The sequence below is a fragment of the Allobosea sp. FBZP-16 genome, from assembly GCF_002831785.1.
GTDB lineage: Bacteria > Pseudomonadota > Alphaproteobacteria > Rhizobiales > Beijerinckiaceae > Allobosea > Allobosea lupini.
The window spans coordinates 198610-220443 of record NZ_LNCQ01000032.1; the positions used below are offsets into that span (position 1 = coordinate 198610).

Below are 21834 nucleotides of genomic sequence, written 5' to 3' on the forward strand. Positions count from 1 at the left end.
GGAGCGGTTGCGGACGCAGGGAGACCGCGTCCGCACAGCGCTTCGCCCGTAGCAGCCCGTTCAGGCGACGGCGACGCCGAAGCGGCGGCGGTAATCGGCCGGGGCGAGCCCGGTGATGCGCTGGAACAGCTTGCGGAAGGCCGAGGCGTCCTCATAGCCGACATCCCAGGCGATCTGCGCCACCGGACGGCGGCTCAGTTCCAGTGCCTCGCGCGCCTTGGCGATGCGGACCTGCTGGGCGTATTCGGTGGGGCGCAGGCCGGTCGCCTTGCGGAAGCGGCGCAGGAAGGTGCGTTCCTCCAGCCCGGCCCGCTTCGCCAGCGCCGGCACGTCGTGGTCCCTGGCGCCGCTCGCCTGCAGCCAGTGCTGCACTTTGAGGATCGCCGCGTCGCCGTGGTCGAGCCGCGGCACGAAATGTCCATAGGGCTGCTGCGTGCGTCCGGGCGGGTCGACCAGCAGGAAGCGTGCGGTCTCCAGCATCACGCTCGGTCCGAGCAGGCGCTCCACCAGCGTCAGGCCGAGATCCGTCCAGGCCAGGATGCCGCCAGCGGTGATGAGGTCGCCATCGTCGATCACCATGCGGTCGGTATCGACCCTGGCGGCCGGAAAGCGCGCGGCCAGCTCCTTGGCGAAGGCCCAGTGCGTCGTCGCCTCGCGGCCTTCCAGCAGGCCGGCCTCGCCGAGCAGGAAGGCGCCGGCGCAGACCGAGCACAGTGTCGCACCCTCGCCATGGCGCTCGGCCAGCCAGCTGGTGAGACCGTTCATCGGCTGCATCCTCGCCGGCATGATCAGGCTTGGCGGCGCGATCAGATGGCTGGGGTCGTGCAATGGGTCGGGATGGCTGTCGAAGACGCATTCCACACCGGCGCCGTCCGCCGCCTGGCGCCAATGGCTGACGCGGATGACGGGCGCATCCGGTCCGCCGCGCTCTTGGCTCATCTCGCCGGCGATCCGGAACAGGTCGGTCAGGCCGTAGACGGCCGCGAGCTGCACATCCGGATAGAGCAGGAGCCCGATCTCTGCGACAATCTGCTTGCCTGTCGTCATGTTGTCAGTTTTGCCTCGTTGATTGTCGCTTCCGCCAAGCGGCAGCATGCAACGCCCCGCCTATAACCGTCCACATCGAAGGGCGACGATCCGGCCGCCCGGAAAGCCGAAGGAGAAGGCAGATGAGCACGATCACCACCAAGGACGGCACCGAGATCTTCTACAAGGACTGGGGCCCGAAGGAGGCGCAGCCGATCGTCTTCCACCATGGCTGGCCGCTCAGCGCCGACGACTGGGACAACCAGATGCTGTTCTTCCTGCATCAGGGCTTCCGGGTGATCGCGCATGACCGCCGCGGCCATGGCCGTTCCAGCCAGACCGCGACCGGCAACGAGATGGACACCTACGCCGCCGATGTCGCCGAGCTCGCCGCGCATCTGAACCTCAAGAACGCCGTCCATATCGGCCATTCCACCGGCGGTGGCGAGGTCGCTCATTATGTCGCCCGCGCCGAGCCCGGCCGTGTCGCCAAGGCGGTGCTGATCGGCGCGGTGCCGCCGGTCATGGTCAAGTCCGAGAAGAATCCTGGCGGCCTGCCGATCGAGGTCTTCGACGGCTTCCGTGCTGCGCTCGTCGCCAACCGCGCCCAGTTCTATGTCGATATCCCGACCGGCCCGTTCTACGGCTTCAACCGTGAGGGCGCCAAGGTTTCGCAGGGCGTCATCGACAACTGGTGGCGGCAGGGCATGATGGGCGGCGCCAAGGCGCATTACGACTGCATCAAGGCCTTCTCGGAGACCGACTTCACCGAGGACCTGAAGGCGATCGAAGTGCCGGTGCTGGTGATGCATGGCGACGACGACCAGATCGTCCCCTATGCCGACTCCGCTCCGCTGTCGGTCAAGCTGCTGAAGAACGGCACGCTGAAGACCTATGCCGGCCTGCCGCACGGCATGTGCACCACCCATCCCGACGTGATCAACGCCGACCTGCTCGCCTTCATCAAGGGCTGAGGCGGGGCGAGAGGCTGAACTTTCAGCCTCCCCACGCCCCCAGCAAACTGCCGGTCGGCCGCTGCGGCGGCTGGCCGGCAGTTTTTTGCATAAGAATCGGGTCCCGGCTTTGTCGTGAAGACCGAACGGGCTGGCGGGGACGCGGCGCAACCCTTAACGGGTCTCCAGTCGTCACGCCGAAGCCCGTTCCCATGACCTCCCGTACCGCCACCGCAACCGGCGCCATCGCCATCCTGCTCTGGTCGACTTTGGCGCTGTTCACTGCCATGTCCGGGCGGGTGCCGCCCTTCCAGCTCGTCGGCATGACCTTCGTCATCGGCGGCGTGCTCGTGCTGGCGATCGCGGCGCTGCGGGGGCGCCTGCATCTGGCGCGGCCGACCCCGGCCTCCTTCCTGCTCGGGCTCTACGGGCCGTTCGGCGACACCGCGCTCTACTATGCCGCGGTGAAGACGGCGCCGGCGGCCGAAGCCAACCTGATCCATTATCTGTGGCCGCTGCTGATCGTGCTGTTCGCGGCGCTTCTGCCGGGCGGGGGGCTCAAGGTGCGCCATCTGGTCGGGGCGCTGATCGGCCTCGTCGCCACCGCACTGCTGATCTCCGGCAGCCTCGGCTCGGGCGGCGCCGGCATCCGGCTCGGCCATGTGCTGGCGGCGCTCGGTGCCTTCGTCTGGGCGAGCTATTCGGTGCTGTCGCGGCGCTTCGCCGGGGTGCCGTCGGAGAGCCTGGCCATCACCATGCTCGGCTGCGCGATTCCGGCCTTCGCCTGCCATCTTGCCTTCGAGGCGACCTTGTGGACGCCAAACGCCGTCGAATGGGGCGGCGTGCTCGGCCTCGGTCTCGGCTCGATCGGGCTCGCCTTCATCTGCTGGGACATCGGCATGAAGAAGGGCGACGTCGCTTTCCTCGGCGTCGCCTCCTATGCGGCGCCGGTGCTCTCGACCGTTGTCCTGGTCATCGCCGGCTATGCGGCCGCGAGCTGGCTGCTGGCCATCTCCTGCGTGCTGATCGTCGTCGGCGCGCTGGTCGCGAGCTTCGGGCCAGCGGAACGAAGCACCGAGCCGAAGGCCACCGGCGGCTAGGTCAGGTGTCGAGCATCCGCGTCTCGTAGGCGTAGACCGTGCGGAAGCCCAGCCGCTTGTACATCTCGAAGGCGAGGCCGTTGCTCTGGTCGACCTGGAGATAGGCTTGGCTGCAGCCCTGCTCTGCCGCCCAGCCCATCAGCCCGAGCATCATCTGCTTGCCGAGGCCCTTGCCGCGCAGGGCTTCGTCGACGATCACCGCGCCGATCTCGGCCATGCCGCGCTCGGCGACACTCATCGCATAGGCGGCCGGGCGCCCCTCATGCAGCAGCGTCGCGAAGGCGGCGGGCACGCGTACGCCGGAGACGATCGCGGCGAGATGCTCGCGGTTGCGCTTCGCGCCGGTCTGGTGAGCGCAGACGCCATCGATCCAGGCATCCTCCGCCTGTGCGGTCGTCAGCATGCCAGGGGCAGGCGGATGCAGATTGGGATCGAGCTCGGCGACCATGCCGAAGGAGGCGGTCTCGATGCGATAGCCGCGCTCCGCGAAGCGTCGGCGGGCGCTCTCGGCGACCAGCGGGGTGAAGCGGATGCGCGGCGGCAGGCCGGCCTGGCGATAGAGACCCTCGACGAAGGCCAGCGTCGTCTCGTCCATGTCGCCGTCCTCGCGCAGCGAGGAGGCCGAGTTGGCGCGGCCGGAATAGCCATTGGCGAAACGCACCACCCATTGGTCGACGACGAGCGTCGTCGGCGCCGGCCAGGCATTGACGATCCGGGTCTCGCAGGCGCTGACCAGCGCCGTATCGATGACAGTTTTGTCCATGGTCAGCCTCCGGCCGGGCGCGGCGTCGGGCGCCAGTCCGGCGGGGCCATCTCGAAGCCGGAAAAGGCAAAGCCCGGCGCGACCGTGCAGCCGACCAGCGTCCAGGCGCCGAGCGAGGTCGCGCTCTGCCAGTGCCCGGCCGGCACGACGATCTGCGGGCGCTGGCCGGCCGCAAGGTCCTTGCCGAGATGGTGGGCCGAGGCGTCGTGGCCGTTAGGCGAGAGCGTGATGACCATCGGGGCGCCGGCATAGTGGTGCCAGATCTCGGCGGCATCCACGCGGTGCCATTCCGAGGTCTCGCCGACATCGAGCAGATAGTAGATCGCAGTCGAGAAGCCGCGGCCCTCCGGCCCGGCGGGATCGCGGAAGGTCTCGCGATAGTGCCCGCCCTCGGGATGCGGCTTCAGCTCCAGCAGGCGGATGACCTCGGCGGCGCTGAGGCCGCTCAACGTGCTCATCTGGCGTCAGAACCTGTTCTCAAAATTTGTTCTTGGCCTCGCGCAGCGCGGCGAAGACCTCGCCCGCCGGCTTGCCGACGATGCCGAGCGTCGCAGCGAGCGCCGGCTCCTCGGCGCGGAAGAAGGGGTTGGTCGCCCGCTCCTCGCCGATCGTGGTCACCGCCCAGAAGCGTCCCTCCGCCTTCGCCGCCTCGGCCTCGGCGAGGCGAGCGGCAACGGCGGCGTTGCTCGGGTCCATAGCCGCGGCAAAGCGGGCATTCGAGAGCGTGTAGTCATGGCCGGTGATCAGCGTGGTCGCGTCCGGCAGCGTCATGATGCGCGAGAGCGAGGTCCACATCGCTTCCATCTTGCCGGGCATGACGCGGCCGCAGCCCATGACGAAGACGACATCGCCGACGAGGGCGAGCTTGGCGCTTTCGCCGATGAAGCTGACATGCCCGTCGGCATGGCCGGGCGTCGCCCAGGTCTCGAAGTCGTAGCCGCCGACCGAGACGCGGTCGCCTTCGCCGAGGACGACATCGACGGGCGCGCCGGCGCGCGCGGCTTCCGGTGCGAACACCTTGGCGCCGGTCGCCTGCTTCAGCGCGGCGATGCCCTGGACGTGGTCGGCATGCTCATGCGTGACCAACACCTGGCTGATCGCCCAGCCCCTGGCCTTGGCGGCGGCGAGCACCTCGTTCGCATCGGGAACATCGACGGTGGCGCAGGTGCCGGTGGCGGGGTCGCGCAGCAGCGCGCCGGCATTGTCGCTGAGCGTGCGGAAGACATGGATGTCGAGCGGCATGGGAAGCTCCGGCAGTCGGCAACAAGCAGTCGGCAATCGGAGAATCCGAGCCGGCGCGGATCGAGGCGGCAACCTATCAAGTCAGGCTGGGGACTGCCTACTGCCGATTGCCGACTGCCGTCTACCCTTGCACTCCCGGCCCCGCTGAGCCATCTCCGTCGGCATGGCCTTGGATGTCGTCGACCTGCGCAGCTTCTACGCCAGCCCGCTCGGGCATGTGGCGCGGCGGACCGTCGGCCGGGTGATGCTGAGGCTCTGGCCGGATTGCCGGCGCCAGCGCCTGCTGGGGCTGGGCTTCGCGACGCCCTATCTGCCGCTGCTCGGCGGCGAGGCCGAGCGGGTGATCGCCTTCATGCCGGCGGCGCAGGGCGTGGTGAACTGGCCTTCGCCCGGCCTTTCCGCTTCCGCTCTGGTCGAGCCGACCCTGCTGCCGCTGCCGACCGCCTCGGTCGACCGGGTGCTGCTGGTCCACGCGCTGGAGGAAACCGAAAGCCCCGAGGATCTGCTGGAAGAGATCTCGCGGGTGCTGAGCCCGGGCGGGCGGCTGATCGTCGTCGTGCCGAACCGGCGCGGCCTGTGGGCGCGGATGGATACGACGCCCTTCGGCCATGGCCGGCCGTTCAGCCGGTCGCAGATCGAGGCCCTGATGCGCCGGGCCATGTTCTCGCCCGAGCACTGGGCCGAGGCGCTCTATGTGCCGCCGCTGCGCCGGCGCCTGTTCATGCGCTCGGCCATGGCCTGGGAGAAGGTCGGCGGCGGCCTGTCGCTGCCCTTCGCCGGCGTCTACGTCATCGACGCGACCAAGCAGTTCTACCGGCGCGCGCCCTTGCGGGCGACGCGGCGCAGCTTCGCCTTCCGGCCGGTCCTGCTGCCGCAGGGCCACTCCTCAGGCCGGCTGCCGCGGCAGGATGAGGCGAATATGCCGGCGGGTTGACAATTTCGCCGGGGCGCGGCCAAGGTCCGCCGCCTTTTTGACCGTTCCGTCGCCGCGACCCCTGGCGGCCGATGCTGCCGCCTCTTCCGTGGGAAAGCGGGACCTGATCTGGATGTCGATGCGAAGCTATCTCGATTTCGAAAAGCCGGTTGCCGAATTGGAGGCGAAGGCTGATGAACTGCGTGCGCTCGACGGCAAGGGCGACGGCTATTCGCTCGCCGAGGAGGTCGGCAAGCTCGAAGCCAAGGCCTCGCAGGCGCTGAAGGACCTGTATGGCGCCCTGACGCCCTGGCAGAAGACGCTGGTGGCGCGCCATCCGCAGCGACCGCATTTCCTCGACTATTGCTCTGCCCTGATCGACGAGTTCACGCCGATGGCGGGCGACCGTGCCTTCGGCGAGGACGAGGCGATCGTCGGCGGCTTCGGCCGCTTCCGCGGCGAGCCGGTCTGCGTGATCGGCCAGGAGAAGGGCAACTCGACCGAGACCCGCATCAAGCACAATTTCGGCATGCCCAAGCCCGAAGGCTACCGCAAGGCTGTGCGCCTGATGGAACTGGCCGATCGCTTCGGCCTGCCGGTGCTGAGCTTCATCGACACCGCCGGCGCCTATCCCGGGATCGAGGCCGAGGAGCGCGGCCAGGCCGAGGCGATCGCGCGCTCGACCGAGACCTGCCTTGCCCTGCGCACGCCGAGCGTCGCGCTGGTGATCGGCGAGGGCGGCTCGGGCGGGGCGATCGCGATCGCTGCCGCGAGCAGGGTGCTGATGCTCGAGCATGCGATCTATTCGGTGATCTCGCCGGAAGGCGCGGCCTCGATCCTCTGGCGCGACACGGCGCGTGCCCAGGATGCCGCGACCGGCATGAAGATCACCGCCCAGGATCTGCTGCGCTTCGGTGTGATCGACAGGATCGTCACCGAGCCGACCGGCGGCGCCCACCGCGATCCCCAGGGCGCGATCGAGCGGGCCGGCGCAGCGATCGAGGCGGCGCTGTCCGAATTCGCCGGGCTCGGTGCCGACGAGATCGTCGATCGGCGGGCGCAGAAATACCTGGCGATCGGCCGGGCGCTGTAGCCCTGCCGATTGTGCGCAAGCGGGCGTTCGGCCCGGCGGGCGCTTTACCGCGGCTTCGCCATATGGCCATCTGCGAGCCTCCTGTGGTAAGGGACGGTCAAGGCTAACGATCCTGCAACCAATCGACGGGCATAATTTGGCCGCGTTGTCTGAGGCATTGTCGGCTTTGACGCGTCTGCGCGAAATGGGATTGACGACGTGGCTGTGAGACATTTCGCGCTGGCGGCGCTCCTTGGCCTCAGTTTGGCAGCCTGCGAAGAGGACCGCTATCGCGGCTCCGCGCGCCACAACATCCCGATTCCGTCGGCGACCTACACGCTGATGTCCGAGAAGGGCATGAGCAAGAGCCAGCCCATCGTGATTCGCTCCTACAAGAAGGAGTCGGAGCTCGAGGTGTGGAAGAAGCGTGCCGACGGCAAGTACGCGCTGCTCAAGACTTATCCGATGTGCCGCTGGTCCGGCCAGCTCGGCCCGAAGGTGCGGGAGGGCGACCGCATGGCGCCCGAGGGTTTCTACGCCATCAGCCCGGCGCAGATGAACCCTAACTCGTCGTTCTACGTCTCGTTCAACATGGGCTATCCCAACGCCTATGACAGGGCGCATGGCCGCACCGGCGCGCATCTCATGGTGCATGGTGCCTGCTCCTCGGCCGGCTGCTATTCGATGACCGACGACCAGATCGGCGAGATCTACGCGCTGGTCCGCGAGGCCCAGAATGGCGGGCAGCGCGCCGTTCAGATGCAGGCTTATCCCTTCCGGATGACGCCGGAGAACCTCGCCAAGCACCGGCTCGATCCGAATATCGCCTTCTGGAAGAACCTGAAGGAAGGCTCGGATTATTTCGAGGTTGCCAAGGACGAGCCTTCGGTTTCGGTCGTTGGTGGGCGCTACGCCTTTAACCGCGAAGGCGTCCAGGTCGATCCCTCGTTGACGCAGGCGATCGCGCAGAAGCGCCAGCAGGACGAGATCCAGGTCGCGGCGCTGGTGTCCAAGGGCACCCCCGCAGTCAAGCTGATCTATGACGATGGCGACCAGCATTCCTCGTTCAAGCGTCAGCTTGCCCAGTCCGGCGCTGATTCCCTGAACAGGTCGGTGGCCTGGGGCTCGCGCGACGTCGGCATCAGCCGCGTCGATTCGCTGATCGGCCCGCGCGTCGTCGTGCTCGACGACAAGGGCCGCACCAAGGCGACCGTGCGGGCCGAATCGGCTGATAACGACGCCGTGCTCGCCGCGGTCAGCAGCGCGCAGGTGGAGGACGCCAAGCCTGTCGTCGCCGCTGCCGCACCGACCAGGCCTGCGTCCGTGCAACCCGCCGCCAAGCCGGCAAGCGATGCAGCGGCGCAGGTCGCCAAGGCGAACCCAGGCGAGGCCACCGCTGCTCCAATCCAGACGGCTTCGGCCGCACCGGCGCAGCCCTCGTTCTATCAGCGCGCGCTGAGCTTCGTGCCACTGCTCGGCAGCTCCTCCGAGCCGAAGGAGCAGTCGCCGGTCGCTTCGACCGTGCCAGAGGCCCCGCAGACGGTGACCGTGCCGCTGCCGCCGCGGCGTGCCTCGACCCTGCGGACCTCGCAGCTCCAGCAGCCCGATGCCGCCTATGCGAACCAGCCGGCGACTCGCTGAGCAGTCTGCAAATCGTCTGATGTAAAAAAGTCACGCCCGCGGTCAGCAATGGCCGCGGGCGCTTTTCTGAGCGCGGAATGCGCCGAAACCGACAGATTTGCCTATTGATGCGGCAGTCTGCCAAAAAGCTCGCCTTGCCGATATTGCGGCTGCGAAGGCCTAATCATGGCGAATGCATGACTGGAGTCGTGCAGGGATCTCGATGGAGTTCGCGATGGCTGCCTTGAAGACTTCCGGCTTGCTGACGGGCTTTGCGCTTTCGATGGCGCTGACGGTTTCGGGCGCGGCGCTCGCCTCCGACCTGCCGAGCAAGAAGGGCGCTCCGCCCCCGCCGGTGGCCCCGAGCATCACCTGGTTCGACATCGCCGTCAGCGTGAAGGGCATGACGGATTACAATTTCCGCGGCATCTCGCAGACGGATCGCAAGCCGGCGATCCAGGGCGGCGCCGAGCTGCAATTCTACGACAACCTGGTCTATGCCGGCGTCTATGCCTCGAATGTCGACCTGGCGACGCGTCCGCCGGCCGAGATCGACTTCTACGCAGGCATCCGGCCGAAATTCGGTCCGGTCACCGTCGATGTCGGCGTCTGGCAGTACTATTATCCCAGCGAGAAGCAGTTCATCGATACGGCCGGCGTGTATTGGACGCCGCGGAACACCGACTACACCGAGGTCTACGGCAAGGTCAGCTATAACTTCGAGGACAAGCTGATTCTCGGTGCAAACGTCTTCTACGCCTGGGACTGGCTCGGCACCGGCGCTTCCGGCACCTATGCCTCGGTGACGGCGAAGTACAACCTGCCCTTCCTGGAAGGCCTCTCGGTCTCCGGCGAGTTCGGCCATTACTGGCTCGGAACGACCAATCTGGCGATCTGGTCGACTGTGCCGCCGACCAACCTGCCCGACTACGCCTACTGGAACGCCGGTGTCTCCTACACCTGGAAGAACCTGACGGCGGATGTGCGCTATCACGACACCAACCTGTCGAAGACCGAATGCTTTGCGCTGACGGCCGATCCGCGCGGGGTCAACTCGGGTTCGGGGCGCTCGAAGTGGTGCGCCCCGGCGGTGGTGGCGACGCTCTCCTTCGACATCACGGCCAGCAGCGTCGGCATCTTCGCGCCGAAGTGAGGGCCTCGGGGCACGTGCCGATCAGATTGCTTTGATCTGATCGGATCCGGTCCTAGCCGCATGGACTGCTTCAGGGCCGCTCGCGAGAGCGGCCCTTTTTCATGCCGGTTGCGGCGACGCTATCGCGCCAGCGAGGCCTTCATGTAGTTGCGCGGCGCAGTGCCCAGCCGCCGCCTGAACATGGTCGTGAACGCCGCGACATTGTCATAGCCCGCCAGCATGGCGGCTTGTGTGACCGGCATGCCTTCCGCCAGCCGAGGCAGGCAGGCGAACAGGCTGGCCTGCTGGCGCCAGGCGACGAAGCTGAGGCCGGTCTCACGCTGGAAGAGCCGGGTGAAGGTCCGCCTGCTCATCGCGAGCTTTCCGGCCCAATCGTCAAGACGCTCATTGACCGAGGGCGCGGCCATATAGGCGCGGCAGAGGGCGGCGAGACGCCTGTCGGCGGGGATGGGCAGGCCGAGCGGCCGGACCGGCAGCGCGGCGATCTCGGCCGTCAGCAGCTCGAGGACGAGGGGGAGCTTGCGATGGCCCGGCGGCATGTCGCGCAGGCGGATCGCCTCGACGATCAGCGCATGGGCGAGATCGGTGACGCCGAGCACCTGCAGCATGCGCTCTGCCAGGTCATCATCTCCGGTCAGGAGATAGACCGACTTGATGCTGACATCGCTCAGCATCTCCACCGCGTGCTGCAGCCGGGCGGGGATGAGCAGGCCATGGCCCGGCGGGATCATCCAGCTGCCACGCTCTGTGTTGATCTGGACCACGCCGGAGAAGGCGCAGAGAAGCTGGATCTGGCGATGGCTGTGCAGCGGGATCGTATAGCCGGCGGGATTGTCGGAGACGCGGACCAGAACATCGCCGTCGGCGTCGGCAACCGTGCCGTGGATATGGCGATGGTCGGAATGGAGGGCCTCGACCTGTGGCTGCGGCAGCTTTCTCATCGAATGGCCCGAACACGAAGCAATTAGACCGAATCACGAAAGCAGGTCACGGGCAAGCCTTGTAGAAGGAGCGCCGCTGAAGGTCCGTATGCGGGGAAGAGCGCCATGGTCGCAACGGTGGAGGGGAGCCAGCCCCGTTTCGAGAAGACGACGATCTCCGTCCTGCTGGCGGTGAGCTTCTGCCATCTCCTGAACGACGTCATGCAGTCGCTGCTGGCCTCGCTCTACCCGCTGTTCAAGGCCAATTACGCGCTGGATTTCATCCAGATCGGCCTCTTGACCATGGCCTTCCAGGTCACGGCCTCGCTGCTGCAGCCGGTCGTCGGCATGGTGACCGATCGCTGGCCGATGCCCTATTCGGCGCCCGCCGGTATGGCCTCGACCTTCGGCGGCCTGATTCTGCTCGGGAATGCCCACAATTTCGCGGTGCTGATCGTCGCGGCCTGCCTGATCGGCCTGGGCTCGGCGATCTTCCATCCGGAGGCGTCGCGGATCGCGCGGCTCGCCTCCGGCGGGCGGCACGGCCTGGCGCAGTCGCTGTTCCAGGTCGGCGGCAATCTCGGCTCGGCGCTGGGGCCGCTGCTGGCAGCTTTCGTCGTCCTGCCATTCGGCCAGGGCAGCGTCGCCTGGCTCTCGGTCATCGCCATGGCCGGCGTCGTCGTCCTGACGCGGGTCGGGTCCTGGTACGCGGCCCATCGCCGGGCGCAGGCCGGGCGTCCGCCGGCGAGCCGGACCCTGCCGCTGCCGGGCGGGCGCGTCGCCTTCGCGCTGTTCGTGCTGGTGCTGCTGACCGCGACCAAGAACGTCTACATGGCGAGCATCTCCAGCTACTTCACCTTCTACGTCATCGAGCAGTTCCAGCTCGGCTTCCGCGACGCGCAGTTGATGCTGTTCCTGTTCCTCGGCGCGGCGGCGGTCGGCACCTTCGTTGGCGGCCCGATCGGGGACCGTTTCGGCGCGCGCTTCGTAATCTGGTTCTCGATCCTCGGCGTCATCCCGTTCGCGCTGCTCTTGCCCTACGCCAACCTGTTCTGGACCGGCGTGCTGAGCGTGATGATCGGGCTGGTCTTCGCCTCGGCCTTCTCGGCGATCGTGGTGTTCGCACAGGAGCTGGTGCCTGGCCGCGTCGGCCTGATCGCCGGCATGTTCTTCGGATTCGCCTTCGGCGCGGGCGGGCTCGGCGCCGCCTTCCTCGGCGGCTTCGCCGACGCCTATGGCATCACCTTCGTCTACGAGGTCTGTTCCTATCTGCCTCTGCTCGGGCTCTTGACGATCCTGCTGCCGCGGCTGCCCCGGCATGGTGCTGGCTGAGAGGGCCGTCACGTGGCAGGCTGCCGTTACCCGACGCCCGGAGCCTGGCCTTGTCCGATACAGCCATCGCTGCCGCAGCCGATGCGATCGGTACTGCGCGGCTGAGCCTGACGCCTCTGGCGCCGCCAGCTGCCGGAACCGCGCCACGAGACCTCGTGGAGGCCTATGCGGTGCGCGACGCAGTCCATGCGCGCCTTGCCGAAAGCCGTTTCGGTGCAAGGGTCGGCTGGAAGATCGGCTGCACCACGCCGGTGATGCAGACCTATCTCGGCATCGCCCATCCTTGCGCCGCCGGGCTCTTCGCCGGCACCACGCATCACGGCGATGCCAGGCTTCGGCATGGCGACTTCGTCAAGGCCGGAGTCGAGTGCGAGATCGCGGTTCGGCTGGCGGGCGATCTGCCGGAAGGGCCCTTCACGGCCGAGAGCGTCCGCAGTGCGGTCGGAGCGGTGATGGCGGCGATCGAGATCGTCGACGATCGCTATCTCGACTGGCAGGGAACGGGCACGCCGATGCTGGTCGCGGACGATTTCTTCGCCGCCGGTGCCGTGCTCGGCCGCGAGCATGACCCGGCCGCGCTACCTGACCTCGCGACGTTGCGCGGGCGGGTCCTTATCGACGGGATCGAAGCCGGTGCCGGTGTCGGCGCCGACGTGCTCGGCCATCCCTATGCGGCATTGGCATGGCTGGCGGCGCACGCCAGCGAGCGCGGGATGCCACTGCGGGCCTGCGAGACTGTCCTGCTTGGCAGCCTCGTCCGAACGCAGTGGGTCAGTGCCGGTGCCAGCGTCCGGATCGAAATCGATGCGCTCGGCGCGGTCGAGGCCGACTTCGCCTGACATTCGCGCCGGCGCATCGCTCCGGCGCTGCGGTCAGACGAACTGGCCGTGGCAGTGTTTGAACTTCTTGCCGGAACCGCAGGGGCAGAGCTCGTTGCGGCCGACCTTGCCCCAGCTCGCGGGATCGGCCGGGTTGCGCTCGGCCACGGCGAGGTCGCCATCGGTTGCTGCGAACTGCGGCTGGCCGGCGAAGAAACCGGCGGGCGGCGGGGGCAGGGCATCGCTGCCGCCCTGGTCGAAGCCCTGACCGTCTTCCGGCGGCTGGTCGAAGCGGACCTCGACGCGCATCAGATTGCCAGTGACCTGCTCGCGCAGGCGGCCGATCAAGCTGTCGAAGAGCTCGAAGGCTTCCTGCTTGTACTCGTTCAGCGGGTCGCGCTGGGCATAGCCGCGCCAGCCGATGACCTGGCGCAGATGGTCGAGCGTGACCAGGTGCTCGCGCCAGAGATGGTCGAGCGTCTGCAGCAGCACCTGCTTCTCGATATAGGTCATCACCTCGTCGGTGTTGCGCTCGATGCGCGCCGTATAGTCGTCGTCGGCGATCTTGCGGATGCGCTCGCGCAGCTCCGCGTCGGCGATGCCCTCTTCCTTGGCCCAGTCCTCGATCGGCAGTTCGAGGTTGAGATAGGTCGCGACGTCCTCGCGCAGGCCGGCGGCATCCCATTGTTCGGGATAGGCGTCCTCGGGGATTCGGCGCGAGACGGTGTCCTCGACGACGCCATGGCGCATGTCGTCGATGGTTTCGCGCACGCTTGCGGCGCGCATGAAGTCGCGGCGCTGCTCGAATACGACCTTGCGCTGGTCGTTCATGACGTCGTCGTATTTCAGGATGTTCTTGCGGATGTCGAAATTGCGCGCCTCGACCTTGCCCTGCGCCTTCTCGACCGCCTTGTTGATCCAGGGATGGACGATGGCCTCGTCCTCCTGCAGGCCGAGCTTCTGCAGCATGCCGTCCATCCGGTCGGAGCCGAAGATGCGCATCAGGTCGTCCTGCAGCGACAGGAAGAACTTGGAGCGGCCGGGGTCGCCCTGGCGGCCGCCGCGGCCGCGCAGCTGATTGTCGATGCGCCGGCTCTCATGGCGCTCGGTGCCGATGATGTAGAGGCCACCGGGGCGGGTCATGGTCTTGGCCGGGCGCGAGCCCTTGGCCGGCTCGAGCTCGATCGTCTCGGAGGCGTTGAGCACGATCTCCTTGAAGCGGGCGACCTCGGCTTCGATCTCCGCGATCTTGGCCTGCTTCTCCGGTCCCTCTTCCATGCCGGCCGTCTCGATCGAGACGCGCATCTCAACGTTGCCGCCGAGTTTGATGTCGGTGCCGCGGCCGGCCATGTTGGTGGCGATGGTGATCGCGCCGGGGACGCCGGCCTCGGCGACGATGAAGGCCTCCTGCTCGTGGAAGCGGGCGTTCAGCACGGCGAACTGCTTTGTGCTCTTGCCGGTACGGGCGGCTGAGTAAAGGCTGTCGAGCGCGTTAGGCTGGCTGAAGTCGATCTGCTTGAAGCCGGCGGCGACCAGCATCTCGGCGATCTGCTCGGATTTCTCGATCGAGGCGGTGCCGACGAGCACCGGCTGCAGGCGCTCGCTGGCGCGCTCCAGCTCCTTGATGATCGATTTCACCTTCTCCGGGAAGCTGCGATAGACCTCGTCGTCGTCGTCGATACGGGCGACCGGGACATTGGTCGGAATCTCGACCACTTCGAGCTTGTAGATCTGCTCGAACTCATCGGCCTCGGTGCCGGCGGTGCCGGTCATGCCGGCGAGCTTCTTGTAGAGGCGGAAATAGTTCTGGAAGGTGATCGAGGCGAGCGTCGCGTTCTCGGGCTGGACGGTGACGCCCTCCTTGGCCTCGAGCGCCTGGTGCAGGCCTTCCGAATAGCGCCGGCCGGGCATCATGCGGCCGGTGAACTCGTCGATGATCACCACCTCGTCGTTGCGGACGATGTAGTCCTTGTCGCGCGTGAACAGCGCATGGGCGCGCAGCGCCTGGTTGACGTGGTGGACCAGGGTGACGTTGACGGAGTCGTAGAGGTCGCCGTCCTTGAGCAGGCCGGCTTCGCGCAGCAGCTGCTCGATATGCTCGTTGCCGGCCTCGGTCAGCGCGACGGTGCGCTGCTTCTCATCGACCTCGTAGTCACCCTTGACCAGGCCGGGCAGGACCTTGTCGATCGCGACATACAGGTCCGACTTGTCGTCGAGCGGGCCGGAGATGATCAGGGGCGTGCGGGCTTCGTCGATCAGGATCGAGTCGACCTCGTCGACGATCGCGAAATGGTGGCCGCGCTGGCTCATCTGCGCGACCTCGTATTTCATGTTGTCGCGCAGATAGTCGAAGCCGAACTCGTTGTTAGTGCCGTAGGTGATGTCGCTGGCATAGGCGCGCTGGCGCTCCTCGTCGTCGAGGCCGTGCACGATGATGCCGAAGCTCAGTCCGAGGAAGTTGTAGATCTTGCCCATCCACTCGGCGTCGCGGCGGGCGAGGTAGTCGTTGACGGTGACGACGTGGACGCCCTTGCCGGCGAGCGCATTCAGATAGACCGGCAGGGTCGCGACCAGGGTCTTGCCTTCGCCGGTCTTCATCTCGGCGATCGCGCCCTCGTGCAGCACCATGCCGCCGATCAGCTGGACGTCGAAATGGCGCTGGCCGAGCACGCGCTTGGCCGCCTCGCGCACGGTGGCGAAGGCCGGCACGAGCAGGTCGTCGAGCTTGGCGCCGTTGGCGAGCTGCTGCTTGAAGGTTTCGGTGCGGGCGCGAAGAGCCTCGTCGGAGAGCTGGGAGACCTCGGCTTCGAGCGCGTTGATCGCGTTGACGCGGGGTTGGTAGCCCTTCACCCGCCGATCGTTCGACGAGCCGAAGAGTTTCTTTGCGAGCGCGCCAAGCATGTCTGGCCTTTCAATGACGAATCCGGCCTGCGCAGACTGCGCGGCCGAAGCGGTAATCCCATAGAATTCACGCGCGTGTTTAGACGGGCGCAGGCGCGTGGTCCAGCACGCGCTTATCCGCGCGCATGTAGGGTCCGGCGGGGCGTGTTCCAAGAGGCCTGGACTCTGGCGTCGCCGGCCGCAGCACAGTGAACCATGCTTGCCGGCTCGCGTTGATGTGCGAGGCGCCGTCTTGCCAATGCCGCGTTCTGCTGGCACTCAGCCGGCGAGATCGATCTTCGCGCCGTCCAGTCGAAAGGCCGCACCGATGTTGTCCTCCCGTCTCGCCTTGCTGTCGCTTGGCTTCGCGCTGGCCGCCGTGCCGGCCCTGGCTCAGCAGGACAAGCCCGTCGCCAAGGTCGACGGCATCACCATCACCGAAGGTGACATCAAGCTGGCCGAGGAGGATCTCGGCGAGCGCACCGCGCAGATGCCGGAGGAGCGCAAGCGCGAGGAAGTGATTAACTATCTGGTCGACCTCAAGCTCGGCGCCAAGGCTGCCGCCGCCGCCAAGGTCGGCGACGGGCCGGACTTCGCCAAGCGCCTGGCCTATAACCGGGACAAGCTGCTGCTGGACGAATATCTGACGGTCGAGGCCAAGAAGGCGGCGACGCCCGAGGCGGCCAAGAAGCTGTTCGACGACACCGTCAAGGCGATGAAGCCCGAGGAAGAGGTCCACGCCCGTCACATCCTGGTGCCCGAGGAGGCGCAGGCCAAGGCGGCGCTGGAGCGGGTGAAGAAGGGCGAGGACTTCGCCAAGGTCGCGGCCGAGCTCTCCAAGGATCCCGGCTCGGGCAAGGAAGGCGGCGATCTCGGCTGGTTCGCCAAGGACCGGATGGTGCCGGAATTCGCCGAGGCCGCCTTCAAGCTCGAGAAGGGCCAGGTCTCCGAGCCGGTGAAGAGCCAGTTCGGCTGGCACGTCATCAAGCTCGAGGACAAGCGCACCAAGCCGCTGCCGAGCTTCGACGAGGTCAAGCCGCAGATCGACCAGTATCTGGTCCGCAAGGCGCAGCAGGACATCATCGTCGGGCTGCGCGACAAGGCCAAGGTCGAGCGCCTCGACAAGCCGGCCGCCCCGGCCACGCCCGCGACCCCGGCTCCGGCCGAGCCGAAGAAGCCCTGATCGGTCACGATTTTCATCGTAGCGTCATGATGCGCCCGGGCCATGCCCGGGCGTTTGCTTTTGGAGGGGGCCGGACTCTTGTCTTCCCTCCGCCGCTGCGGCACATCGGGCCAACCATACGAGGAGGCGCATGATGGCTGGCAAGGATGTTCCCGTTTCTCCGCTCGCGCCGAAGCGCCAGCCCAAGGTCCCGGCCGTGCCGGGTGTGCGCTTCGCCACTGCCGAGGCCGGCATCCGCTACAAGGGCCGCACCGATGTCGTGCTCGTCCTGCTCGACGACGGCTCGCAGGCTGCCGGCGTCTTCACCCGCTCGAAATGCCCGTCGGCGCCGGTCGACTGGTGCCGCGAGAACCTGGCGCAGGGCAAGGCGCGCGCCATCGTCGTCAATTCCGGCAATGCGAATGCCTTCACTGGCCTGAAGGGCCGCGACTCGGTGGCTCTGACCGCGAAGATCGCGGCCAAGGCCGCAGGCTGCAAGGCGGAAGAGGTCTTCATCGCCTCGACCGGCGTGATCGGCGAGCCGCTTGACGCGACCAAGTTCGAGAGCGTGCTGGCCGATTGTGCCAAGCGCGCCGCCGACGGTCCATGGCTCGACGCCGCCAAGGCGATCATGACCACCGACACTTTCCCCAAGGCCGTCTCGCGCAAGGCCAAGATCGACGGGCATGAGGTGGTGATTGCCGGCATCGCCAAGGGCGCCGGCATGATCGCGCCCGACATGGCGACGATGCTCTCCTTCGTCTTCACCGATGCGCCTATCGCGGCGCCCGTGCTGCAGGCTTTACTGTCGAAGGGCGTCAAGGGCTCGTTCAACGCGATCACGGTCGACAGCGACACCTCGACCTCCGACACGCTGATGCTGTTCTCGACCGGGAAAGCCAAGGCGCGCGGCGTGCCGGAGATCACCGATCCGAACGATGCGCGGCTGTCGGGCTTCAAGCGGGCGCTGAACGCGCTGCTGCTCGAGCTGTCGCATCTGGTCTGCAAGGATGGCGAGGGCGCCCGCAAGTTCGTCGAGGTCCGCGTTGTCGGGGCCAAGTCGGCGCGCTCGGCCAAGAGGGTCGCGCTCTCGATCGCCAATTCGCCACTGGTGAAGACCGCGGTCGCCGGCGAGGACGCCAATTGGGGCCGCATCGTCATGGCGGTCGGCAAGGCCGGCGAGCCGGCAGATCGCGACAGGCTCGACATCTCCTTCGGCGCGATCAAGGTGGCGGAAGCCGGTGCGCGCGCCGCTTCCTATGACGAGCAGGCCGTCTCCGACTACATGAAGGGCGAGCACATCGTCGTCACCGCCGATCTCGGCCTCGGCCGCGGCAAGGCCACGGTCTGGACCTGCGACCTGACCAAGGCCTATGTCGAAATCAACGGCGACTACCGCTCCTGAGCCTTCCGGCTCGGCAGGCCCGAGCAAGAGCTTCATAGTCGGCAATCTTGCTGCCTGCTCCCTCCTGTGGGGGAGCAGCTACCTGTTCATCAAGCTGATGGCAGGCGACGTCGCCCCCTGGGCGATCGCCGCCTGCCGCGGCCTGCTCGGCGCGGCGACACTGGCGCTGTTCGTCATGGCGCGCGGCCAGAGCCCGCTGCCCCGCCGCCATGAGCTCCGCCACTGGCTGGTGCTCGGCACCTGCAATGGCTGGCTGCCGAACGTGCTCGTCGCCTATGCGCTGATCCAGCTCGCCAGCGGGCCGGCGGCGATGATCCAGGCGGCGGGGCCGCTGGTCACGGCGCTGTTCGCGCATGTCCTGTTCTTGGAGGAGCAGTTGAGCCGGCGCCGGCTCGTCGGCATCCTGGTCGGCATGGCTGGGGTCGCCATCCTGGTCGGCCCGCGCGTGATCGAGGGCGGCGGCACGGCGCTCAGCCTGCTCGCCATGGTCGGCGCGACGCTGTCCTATGCATGCGCCAACCTCTACACGCGCGCCGTGCCGCCGCGAGCGGGCGATCCGATCCGGCTCGCACTCGGCCAGCAGATGGTCTCCGGCACCGGGGCGCTGTTGCTGACGCTGACGGTCTCCGGCTGGGGGGCACTTCTGGCCCTGGCCCCGCATTGGCAGGCCGCGCTGGCGCTCGGCGTGTTCGCAACAGCGATGCCGGTGGCGTTCTTCATGCGGCTGATCCGTGCGGCCGGGCCGACACGGGCGGCGATGACCGGCTATCTGGTTCCGGCGGTCGCTGTCGCGATGGGTGTGCTCGTGCTCGGCGAAACGCTGGAGTTGCGGCAGGTCATCGGAGGTTGCATCATCCTTGCGGGCGTCTTTCTGGTCTCGACGGCGCCTGCGGGGGGACGTGCCGGATGATAAGGATAGCCTGCGTGCTGGGCCTTGCGGCTCTGCTGGGAGCTTGTGTCGCGCAGCCGTCGCCGACGGCTTCGTCCTTCTCGGCCGAGGAGGCCGCCGTCATCCGGAAACCCGGTACTGGCGTCATCGTCGGCCACGCCTTCCGGACGCGTTCGAAGGGGCAGGTGGTGAATGCGGCCGGCGAGGTCGTCAGGCTGATCCCGGCGACGGCCTATGCCCGCGAGCGCTTCAATCGCGTTTTCGGCAAGACCAAGTTCCTGCCGCACTGGCGCTATCCGAACGAGCAGGTCGACCCGCGCTACGCCGAGCTGACCCGCACGACGAAAACGGCGGCGAATGGCCGGTTCAGCTTCGATAAGGTCGCGCCCGGCAGCTATTTCGTCTCGACCCAGGTGATCTGGGGCGAGGAGGATCAGGTTTTCCGCGAGGGCGGCACGGTCTATGACGAGGTCACGCTGACCGGCAAGGAAACCGAACCGGTCGAGGTCATCCTCTCGGGACATTAGATCTTGCCGTGAAGCTGCTGCTCGTCGTCGCCTGCGCGCTGGTCGATTCCGACAATCGCGTGCTCGTCACCCAACGTCCCGAGGGCAAGGCGCTTGCCGGCCTCTGGGAGTTCCCAGGCGGCAAGCTGGAGGCCGGCGAGCGGCCGGAGCCTGCGCTGATCCGCGAGCTTGCCGAGGAACTCGGTATCGAGGTCAAGGAAGCTTGCCTCGCGCCGCTGACCTTCGCCAGCTACGCCTATCCCGAGTTCCACCTCTTGATGCCGCTCTATATCTGCCGGCGCTGGGAGGGGACGGCGATGTCGCGCGAGGGGCAGGCGCTGAAATGGGTGCGCCCCGGCAAGCTGCGCGATCTTGCCATGCCACCGGCCGACGAACCGCTGATCCCGCCGCTGGTGGATCTGCTGGGGACGTGAGTGTCAGTACGTGATTGGCGAGGGACCGGAACGCAGAACCCCTCTCCCGGATGGGAGAGGGGCAGGGGTGAGGGACCGCCGCTGATTATTCGGGCGAGGCGGCGCCGTTGCGCCTTCTACGGATAAGGCAGGCCCTCATCCCTGCCCTTCTCCCACACGGGAGAAGGGTTCCACGCGCCCTTCATTCCGCTCTGTGCTTACCGATTACTCCAGCCGCTCAGCGCGGCAGGATGGTCTCGCCCATCAGGTGCTTGTCGATCGCATGGGCCATCTGGCGGCCCTCGCGGATTGCCCAGACCACCAGCGACTGGCCGCGGCGCATGTCGCCGGCGGCGAAGACCTTCTCGACCGAGGTCTTGTAGGCCAGCATGTTGGCTTCGACATTGCCGCGGCCGTCGAGCTTGACGCCGAGCTTCTCGAGCAGGCCGTCATGCACAGGCGAGACGAAGCCCATGGCGAGCAGGACGAGATCGGCCTTGAGCTGGAACTCAGTGCCCGCGATCGGCTTGAAGCTGGCATCGACCTTGGTGCAGTGCAGCGTCTTTACCTTGCCGTTCTCGCCGGTGAACTTGACGGTGCCGACCGCGAAGTCGCGCTCGGCGCCTTCCTCATGGCTGGAGGACGTCCGCAGCTTCAGCGGCCAGTTCGGCCAGGTCAGCGCCTTGTTCTCCTTTTCCGGCGGCTGCGGCATGATCTCGAGCTGGGTGACCGAGAGCGCGCCCTGGCGCACCGAGGTGCCGATGCAGTCCGAGCCGGTGTCGCCGCCGCCGATGACGACGACATGCTTGCCGCCGGCGAGGATCGGCCGGGCGTTGCCCGTCGTGTCAGGCTCGCCGCCATTGCGGCGGTTCTGCTGCGGCAGGAAGTCCATGGCGAACTGGACGCCGTCGAGGTCGCGGCCCTCGATCGGCAGGTCGCGAGGCTTCTCGGCGCCGCCGGTCAGGCCGATCGCGTCGTACTGAGCGAGCAGTTCCTGCGGTTCGATGTCGACGCCGACATTGACGCCGTAATGGAAGACGACGCCTTCGGCTTCCATCTGGGCGACGCGCCGATCGACATGCGACTTCTCCATCTTGAAGTCGGGAATGCCATAGCGCAGCAGGCCACCGGCGCGACCCTGGCGCTCATAGACATGGACCTCGTGGCCGACGCGGGCGAGCTGCTGGGCGGCGGCGAGGCCTGCCGGGCCGGAGCCGATGATCGCGATCTTCTTTCCGGTCTTGACCTCGGCCGGCTCAGGAACGATCCAGCCTTCTTCCCAGCCCTTGTCGACGATCGCGCATTCGATCGACTTGATCGTGACCGGGGTGTCCTCGAGGTTCAGCGTGCACGACGCCTCGCACGGGGCGGGGCAGACGCGGCCGGTGAACTCGGGGAAGTTGTTGGTCGAGTGCAGATTGCCGAGCGCTTCCTGCCACTTGTCGTTGTAGACGAGATCGTTCCAGTCCGGGATCTGGTTGTTGACCGGGCAGCCATTGTGACAATACGGGATGCCGCAATTCATGCAGCGCGCCGCCTGGTCGCGGGTCGCCTCCCGGCCGAGCGGGATCACGAACTCCTTGTAGTTGCGGATACGGTCCGAGGCCGGACGATACTTCCGGTCGCGACGATCAATCTCGAGAAAGCCGGTTACCTTGCCCATCGTC

20 protein-coding genes are annotated in these 21834 nt (G+C 67.3%); 13 read left to right on the forward strand and 7 right to left on the reverse strand.

Features of this window, described 5'->3' with window-relative positions; translation table 11 throughout:
* Positions 1-60: 60 nt before the first annotated feature.
* Positions 61-1047, reverse strand: coding sequence for a GlxA family transcriptional regulator (locus tag CXY91_RS17615; RefSeq protein ID WP_100962543.1), 987 nt, complete (start codon positions 1045-1047; stop codon positions 61-63).
* A gap of 122 nt (positions 1048-1169) precedes the next feature.
* On the opposite strand from CXY91_RS17615, the gene CXY91_RS17620 reads away from it, so the two are divergent.
* The gene (locus CXY91_RS17620) at positions 1170-2000 is read left to right on the forward strand and encodes an alpha/beta fold hydrolase (RefSeq protein ID WP_091838171.1); all 831 of its coding nucleotides are present in this window, start codon (positions 1170-1172) and stop codon (positions 1998-2000) included.
* A gap of 191 nt (positions 2001-2191) precedes the next feature.
* On the forward strand, positions 2192-3079 hold the full coding sequence (yddG, locus tag CXY91_RS17625; RefSeq protein ID WP_100962544.1) for an aromatic amino acid exporter YddG: 888 nt from the start codon (positions 2192-2194) through the stop codon (positions 3077-3079).
* Between the two features lies 1 nt (position 3080).
* Here yddG and CXY91_RS17630 read toward each other — a convergent pair whose 3' ends face one another.
* Genes CXY91_RS17630 through gloB form a run of 3 tightly spaced genes read right to left on the reverse strand, consistent with a single transcriptional unit; the run spans position 3081 to position 5084 of the window.
* Complete coding sequence (locus CXY91_RS17630; protein WP_100962545.1) at positions 3081-3842, reverse strand: GNAT family N-acetyltransferase; 762 nt, start codon at positions 3840-3842, stop codon at positions 3081-3083.
* Positions 3843-3844: 2 nt separating this feature from the next.
* Entirely contained in the window at positions 3845-4300 is a 456-nt protein-coding gene (locus tag CXY91_RS17635) for a cupin domain-containing protein (protein WP_100962546.1), read from the reverse strand.
* 19 nt (positions 4301-4319) lie between these two features.
* On the reverse strand, positions 4320-5084 hold the full coding sequence (gene gloB / locus CXY91_RS17640) for a hydroxyacylglutathione hydrolase (protein ID WP_100962547.1): 765 nt from the start codon (positions 5082-5084) through the stop codon (positions 4320-4322).
* Positions 5085-5247: 163 nt separating this feature from the next.
* Here gloB and CXY91_RS17645 point away from each other — a divergent pair, with 163 nt between their 5' ends.
* From CXY91_RS17645 to CXY91_RS17660, 4 genes are all read left to right on the forward strand, one after another.
* Positions 5248-6018 (forward strand): class I SAM-dependent methyltransferase, encoded by a 771-nt coding sequence (locus CXY91_RS17645; protein WP_091838158.1) that lies wholly within the window; start codon positions 5248-5250, stop codon positions 6016-6018.
* A gap of 118 nt (positions 6019-6136) precedes the next feature.
* Positions 6137-7090 (forward strand): acetyl-CoA carboxylase carboxyltransferase subunit alpha, encoded by a 954-nt coding sequence (locus CXY91_RS17650; protein WP_199777497.1) that lies wholly within the window; start codon positions 6137-6139, stop codon positions 7088-7090.
* A 198-nt stretch (positions 7091-7288) separates the two neighbouring features.
* A complete protein-coding gene (locus CXY91_RS17655; RefSeq protein ID WP_158673459.1) occupies positions 7289-8710 on the forward strand; it encodes a L,D-transpeptidase family protein in 1422 nt (473 codons plus the stop codon).
* 214 nt (positions 8711-8924) lie between these two features.
* Complete coding sequence (locus CXY91_RS17660) at positions 8925-9842, forward strand: TorF family putative porin (protein ID WP_158673460.1); 918 nt, start codon at positions 8925-8927, stop codon at positions 9840-9842.
* A 119-nt stretch (positions 9843-9961) separates the two neighbouring features.
* Here CXY91_RS17660 and CXY91_RS17665 read toward each other — a convergent pair whose 3' ends face one another.
* Positions 9962-10783 (reverse strand): AraC family transcriptional regulator, encoded by an 822-nt coding sequence (locus CXY91_RS17665; protein ID WP_100962550.1) that lies wholly within the window; start codon positions 10781-10783, stop codon positions 9962-9964.
* 105 nt (positions 10784-10888) lie between these two features.
* On the opposite strand from CXY91_RS17665, the gene CXY91_RS17670 reads away from it, so the two are divergent.
* Together CXY91_RS17670 and CXY91_RS17675 are read left to right on the forward strand one after the other, a co-directional pair.
* Positions 10889-12094: an MFS transporter gene (locus CXY91_RS17670; RefSeq protein ID WP_100962551.1), complete on the forward strand. Its 1206-nt coding sequence runs from the start codon at positions 10889-10891 to the stop codon at positions 12092-12094.
* Between the two features lie 50 nt (positions 12095-12144).
* The gene (locus CXY91_RS17675) at positions 12145-12933 is read left to right on the forward strand and encodes a 2-keto-4-pentenoate hydratase (RefSeq protein ID WP_100962552.1); all 789 of its coding nucleotides are present in this window, start codon (positions 12145-12147) and stop codon (positions 12931-12933) included.
* A gap of 33 nt (positions 12934-12966) precedes the next feature.
* Here the strand turns inward: CXY91_RS17675 and secA are convergent, their stop codons facing one another.
* Positions 12967-15813: a preprotein translocase subunit SecA gene (gene secA / locus CXY91_RS17680; protein ID WP_100962553.1), complete on the reverse strand. Its 2847-nt coding sequence runs from the start codon at positions 15811-15813 to the stop codon at positions 12967-12969.
* A 307-nt stretch (positions 15814-16120) separates the two neighbouring features.
* On the opposite strand from secA, the gene CXY91_RS17685 reads away from it, so the two are divergent.
* The 5 genes from CXY91_RS17685 (at position 16121) to mutT (ending at position 20188) form a co-directional block, all read left to right on the forward strand.
* Positions 16121-16975 (forward strand): peptidylprolyl isomerase, encoded by an 855-nt coding sequence (locus CXY91_RS17685; RefSeq protein WP_100962554.1) that lies wholly within the window; start codon positions 16121-16123, stop codon positions 16973-16975.
* Between the two features lie 130 nt (positions 16976-17105).
* Positions 17106-18359 (forward strand): bifunctional glutamate N-acetyltransferase/amino-acid acetyltransferase ArgJ, encoded by a 1254-nt coding sequence (gene argJ, locus CXY91_RS17690; protein WP_100962555.1) that lies wholly within the window; start codon positions 17106-17108, stop codon positions 18357-18359.
* Entirely contained in the window at positions 18328-19269 is a 942-nt protein-coding gene (locus tag CXY91_RS17695) for a DMT family transporter (protein WP_100962556.1), read from the forward strand. Before argJ ends, CXY91_RS17695 begins: the two co-directional genes overlap by 32 nt.
* A 14-nt stretch (positions 19270-19283) precedes the next feature.
* On the forward strand, positions 19284-19775 hold the full coding sequence (locus tag CXY91_RS17700; protein WP_248307536.1) for a carboxypeptidase regulatory-like domain-containing protein: 492 nt from the start codon (positions 19284-19286) through the stop codon (positions 19773-19775).
* An 8-nt stretch (positions 19776-19783) separates the two neighbouring features.
* Positions 19784-20188 carry an 8-oxo-dGTP diphosphatase MutT gene (mutT, locus tag CXY91_RS17705; RefSeq protein WP_100962558.1) on the forward strand — a complete coding sequence of 135 codons (405 nt, stop codon included), beginning with the start codon at positions 19784-19786 and terminating at the stop codon, positions 20186-20188.
* Positions 20189-20405: 217 nt separating this feature from the next.
* Here the strand turns inward: mutT and CXY91_RS17710 are convergent, their stop codons facing one another.
* On the reverse strand, positions 20406-21830 hold the full coding sequence (locus tag CXY91_RS17710) for a glutamate synthase subunit beta (protein ID WP_091838122.1): 1425 nt from the start codon (positions 21828-21830) through the stop codon (positions 20406-20408).
* Between the last annotated feature and the right edge of the window lie 4 nt (positions 21831-21834).

Excerpts from the sequence above, each read along its gene's own strand:
- CXY91_RS17615 (WP_100962543.1), bottom strand. The coding sequence starts at position 1,047 with ATGACGACAGGCAAGCAGATTGTCGCAGAGATCGGGCTCCTGCTCTAT.
- CXY91_RS17620 (WP_091838171.1), top strand. The coding sequence starts at position 1,170 with ATGAGCACGATCACCACCAAGGACGGCACCGAGATCTTCTACAAGGAC.
- yddG (WP_100962544.1), top strand. The coding sequence starts at position 2,192 with ATGACCTCCCGTACCGCCACCGCAACCGGCGCCATCGCCATCCTGCTC.
- CXY91_RS17630 (WP_100962545.1), bottom strand. The coding sequence starts at position 3,842 with ATGGACAAAACTGTCATCGATACGGCGCTGGTCAGCGCCTGCGAGACC.
- CXY91_RS17635 (WP_100962546.1), bottom strand. The coding sequence starts at position 4,300 with ATGAGCACGTTGAGCGGCCTCAGCGCCGCCGAGGTCATCCGCCTGCTG.
- gloB (WP_100962547.1), bottom strand. The coding sequence starts at position 5,084 with ATGCCGCTCGACATCCATGTCTTCCGCACGCTCAGCGACAATGCCGGC.
- CXY91_RS17645 (WP_091838158.1), top strand. The coding sequence starts at position 5,248 with ATGGCCTTGGATGTCGTCGACCTGCGCAGCTTCTACGCCAGCCCGCTC.
- CXY91_RS17650 (WP_199777497.1), top strand. The coding sequence starts at position 6,137 with ATGCGAAGCTATCTCGATTTCGAAAAGCCGGTTGCCGAATTGGAGGCG.
- CXY91_RS17660 (WP_158673460.1), top strand. The coding sequence starts at position 8,925 with ATGGCTGCCTTGAAGACTTCCGGCTTGCTGACGGGCTTTGCGCTTTCG.
- CXY91_RS17665 (WP_100962550.1), bottom strand. The coding sequence starts at position 10,783 with ATGAGAAAGCTGCCGCAGCCACAGGTCGAGGCCCTCCATTCCGACCAT.
- CXY91_RS17670 (WP_100962551.1), top strand. The coding sequence starts at position 10,889 with ATGGTCGCAACGGTGGAGGGGAGCCAGCCCCGTTTCGAGAAGACGACG.
- secA (WP_100962553.1), bottom strand. The coding sequence starts at position 15,813 with ATGCTTGGCGCGCTCGCAAAGAAACTCTTCGGCTCGTCGAACGATCGG.
- CXY91_RS17685 (WP_100962554.1), top strand. The coding sequence starts at position 16,121 with ATGTTGTCCTCCCGTCTCGCCTTGCTGTCGCTTGGCTTCGCGCTGGCC.
- argJ (WP_100962555.1), top strand. The coding sequence starts at position 17,106 with ATGATGGCTGGCAAGGATGTTCCCGTTTCTCCGCTCGCGCCGAAGCGC.
- CXY91_RS17695 (WP_100962556.1), top strand. The coding sequence starts at position 18,328 with ATGTCGAAATCAACGGCGACTACCGCTCCTGAGCCTTCCGGCTCGGCA.
- CXY91_RS17710 (WP_091838122.1), bottom strand. The coding sequence starts at position 21,830 with ATGGGCAAGGTAACCGGCTTTCTCGAGATTGATCGTCGCGACCGGAAG.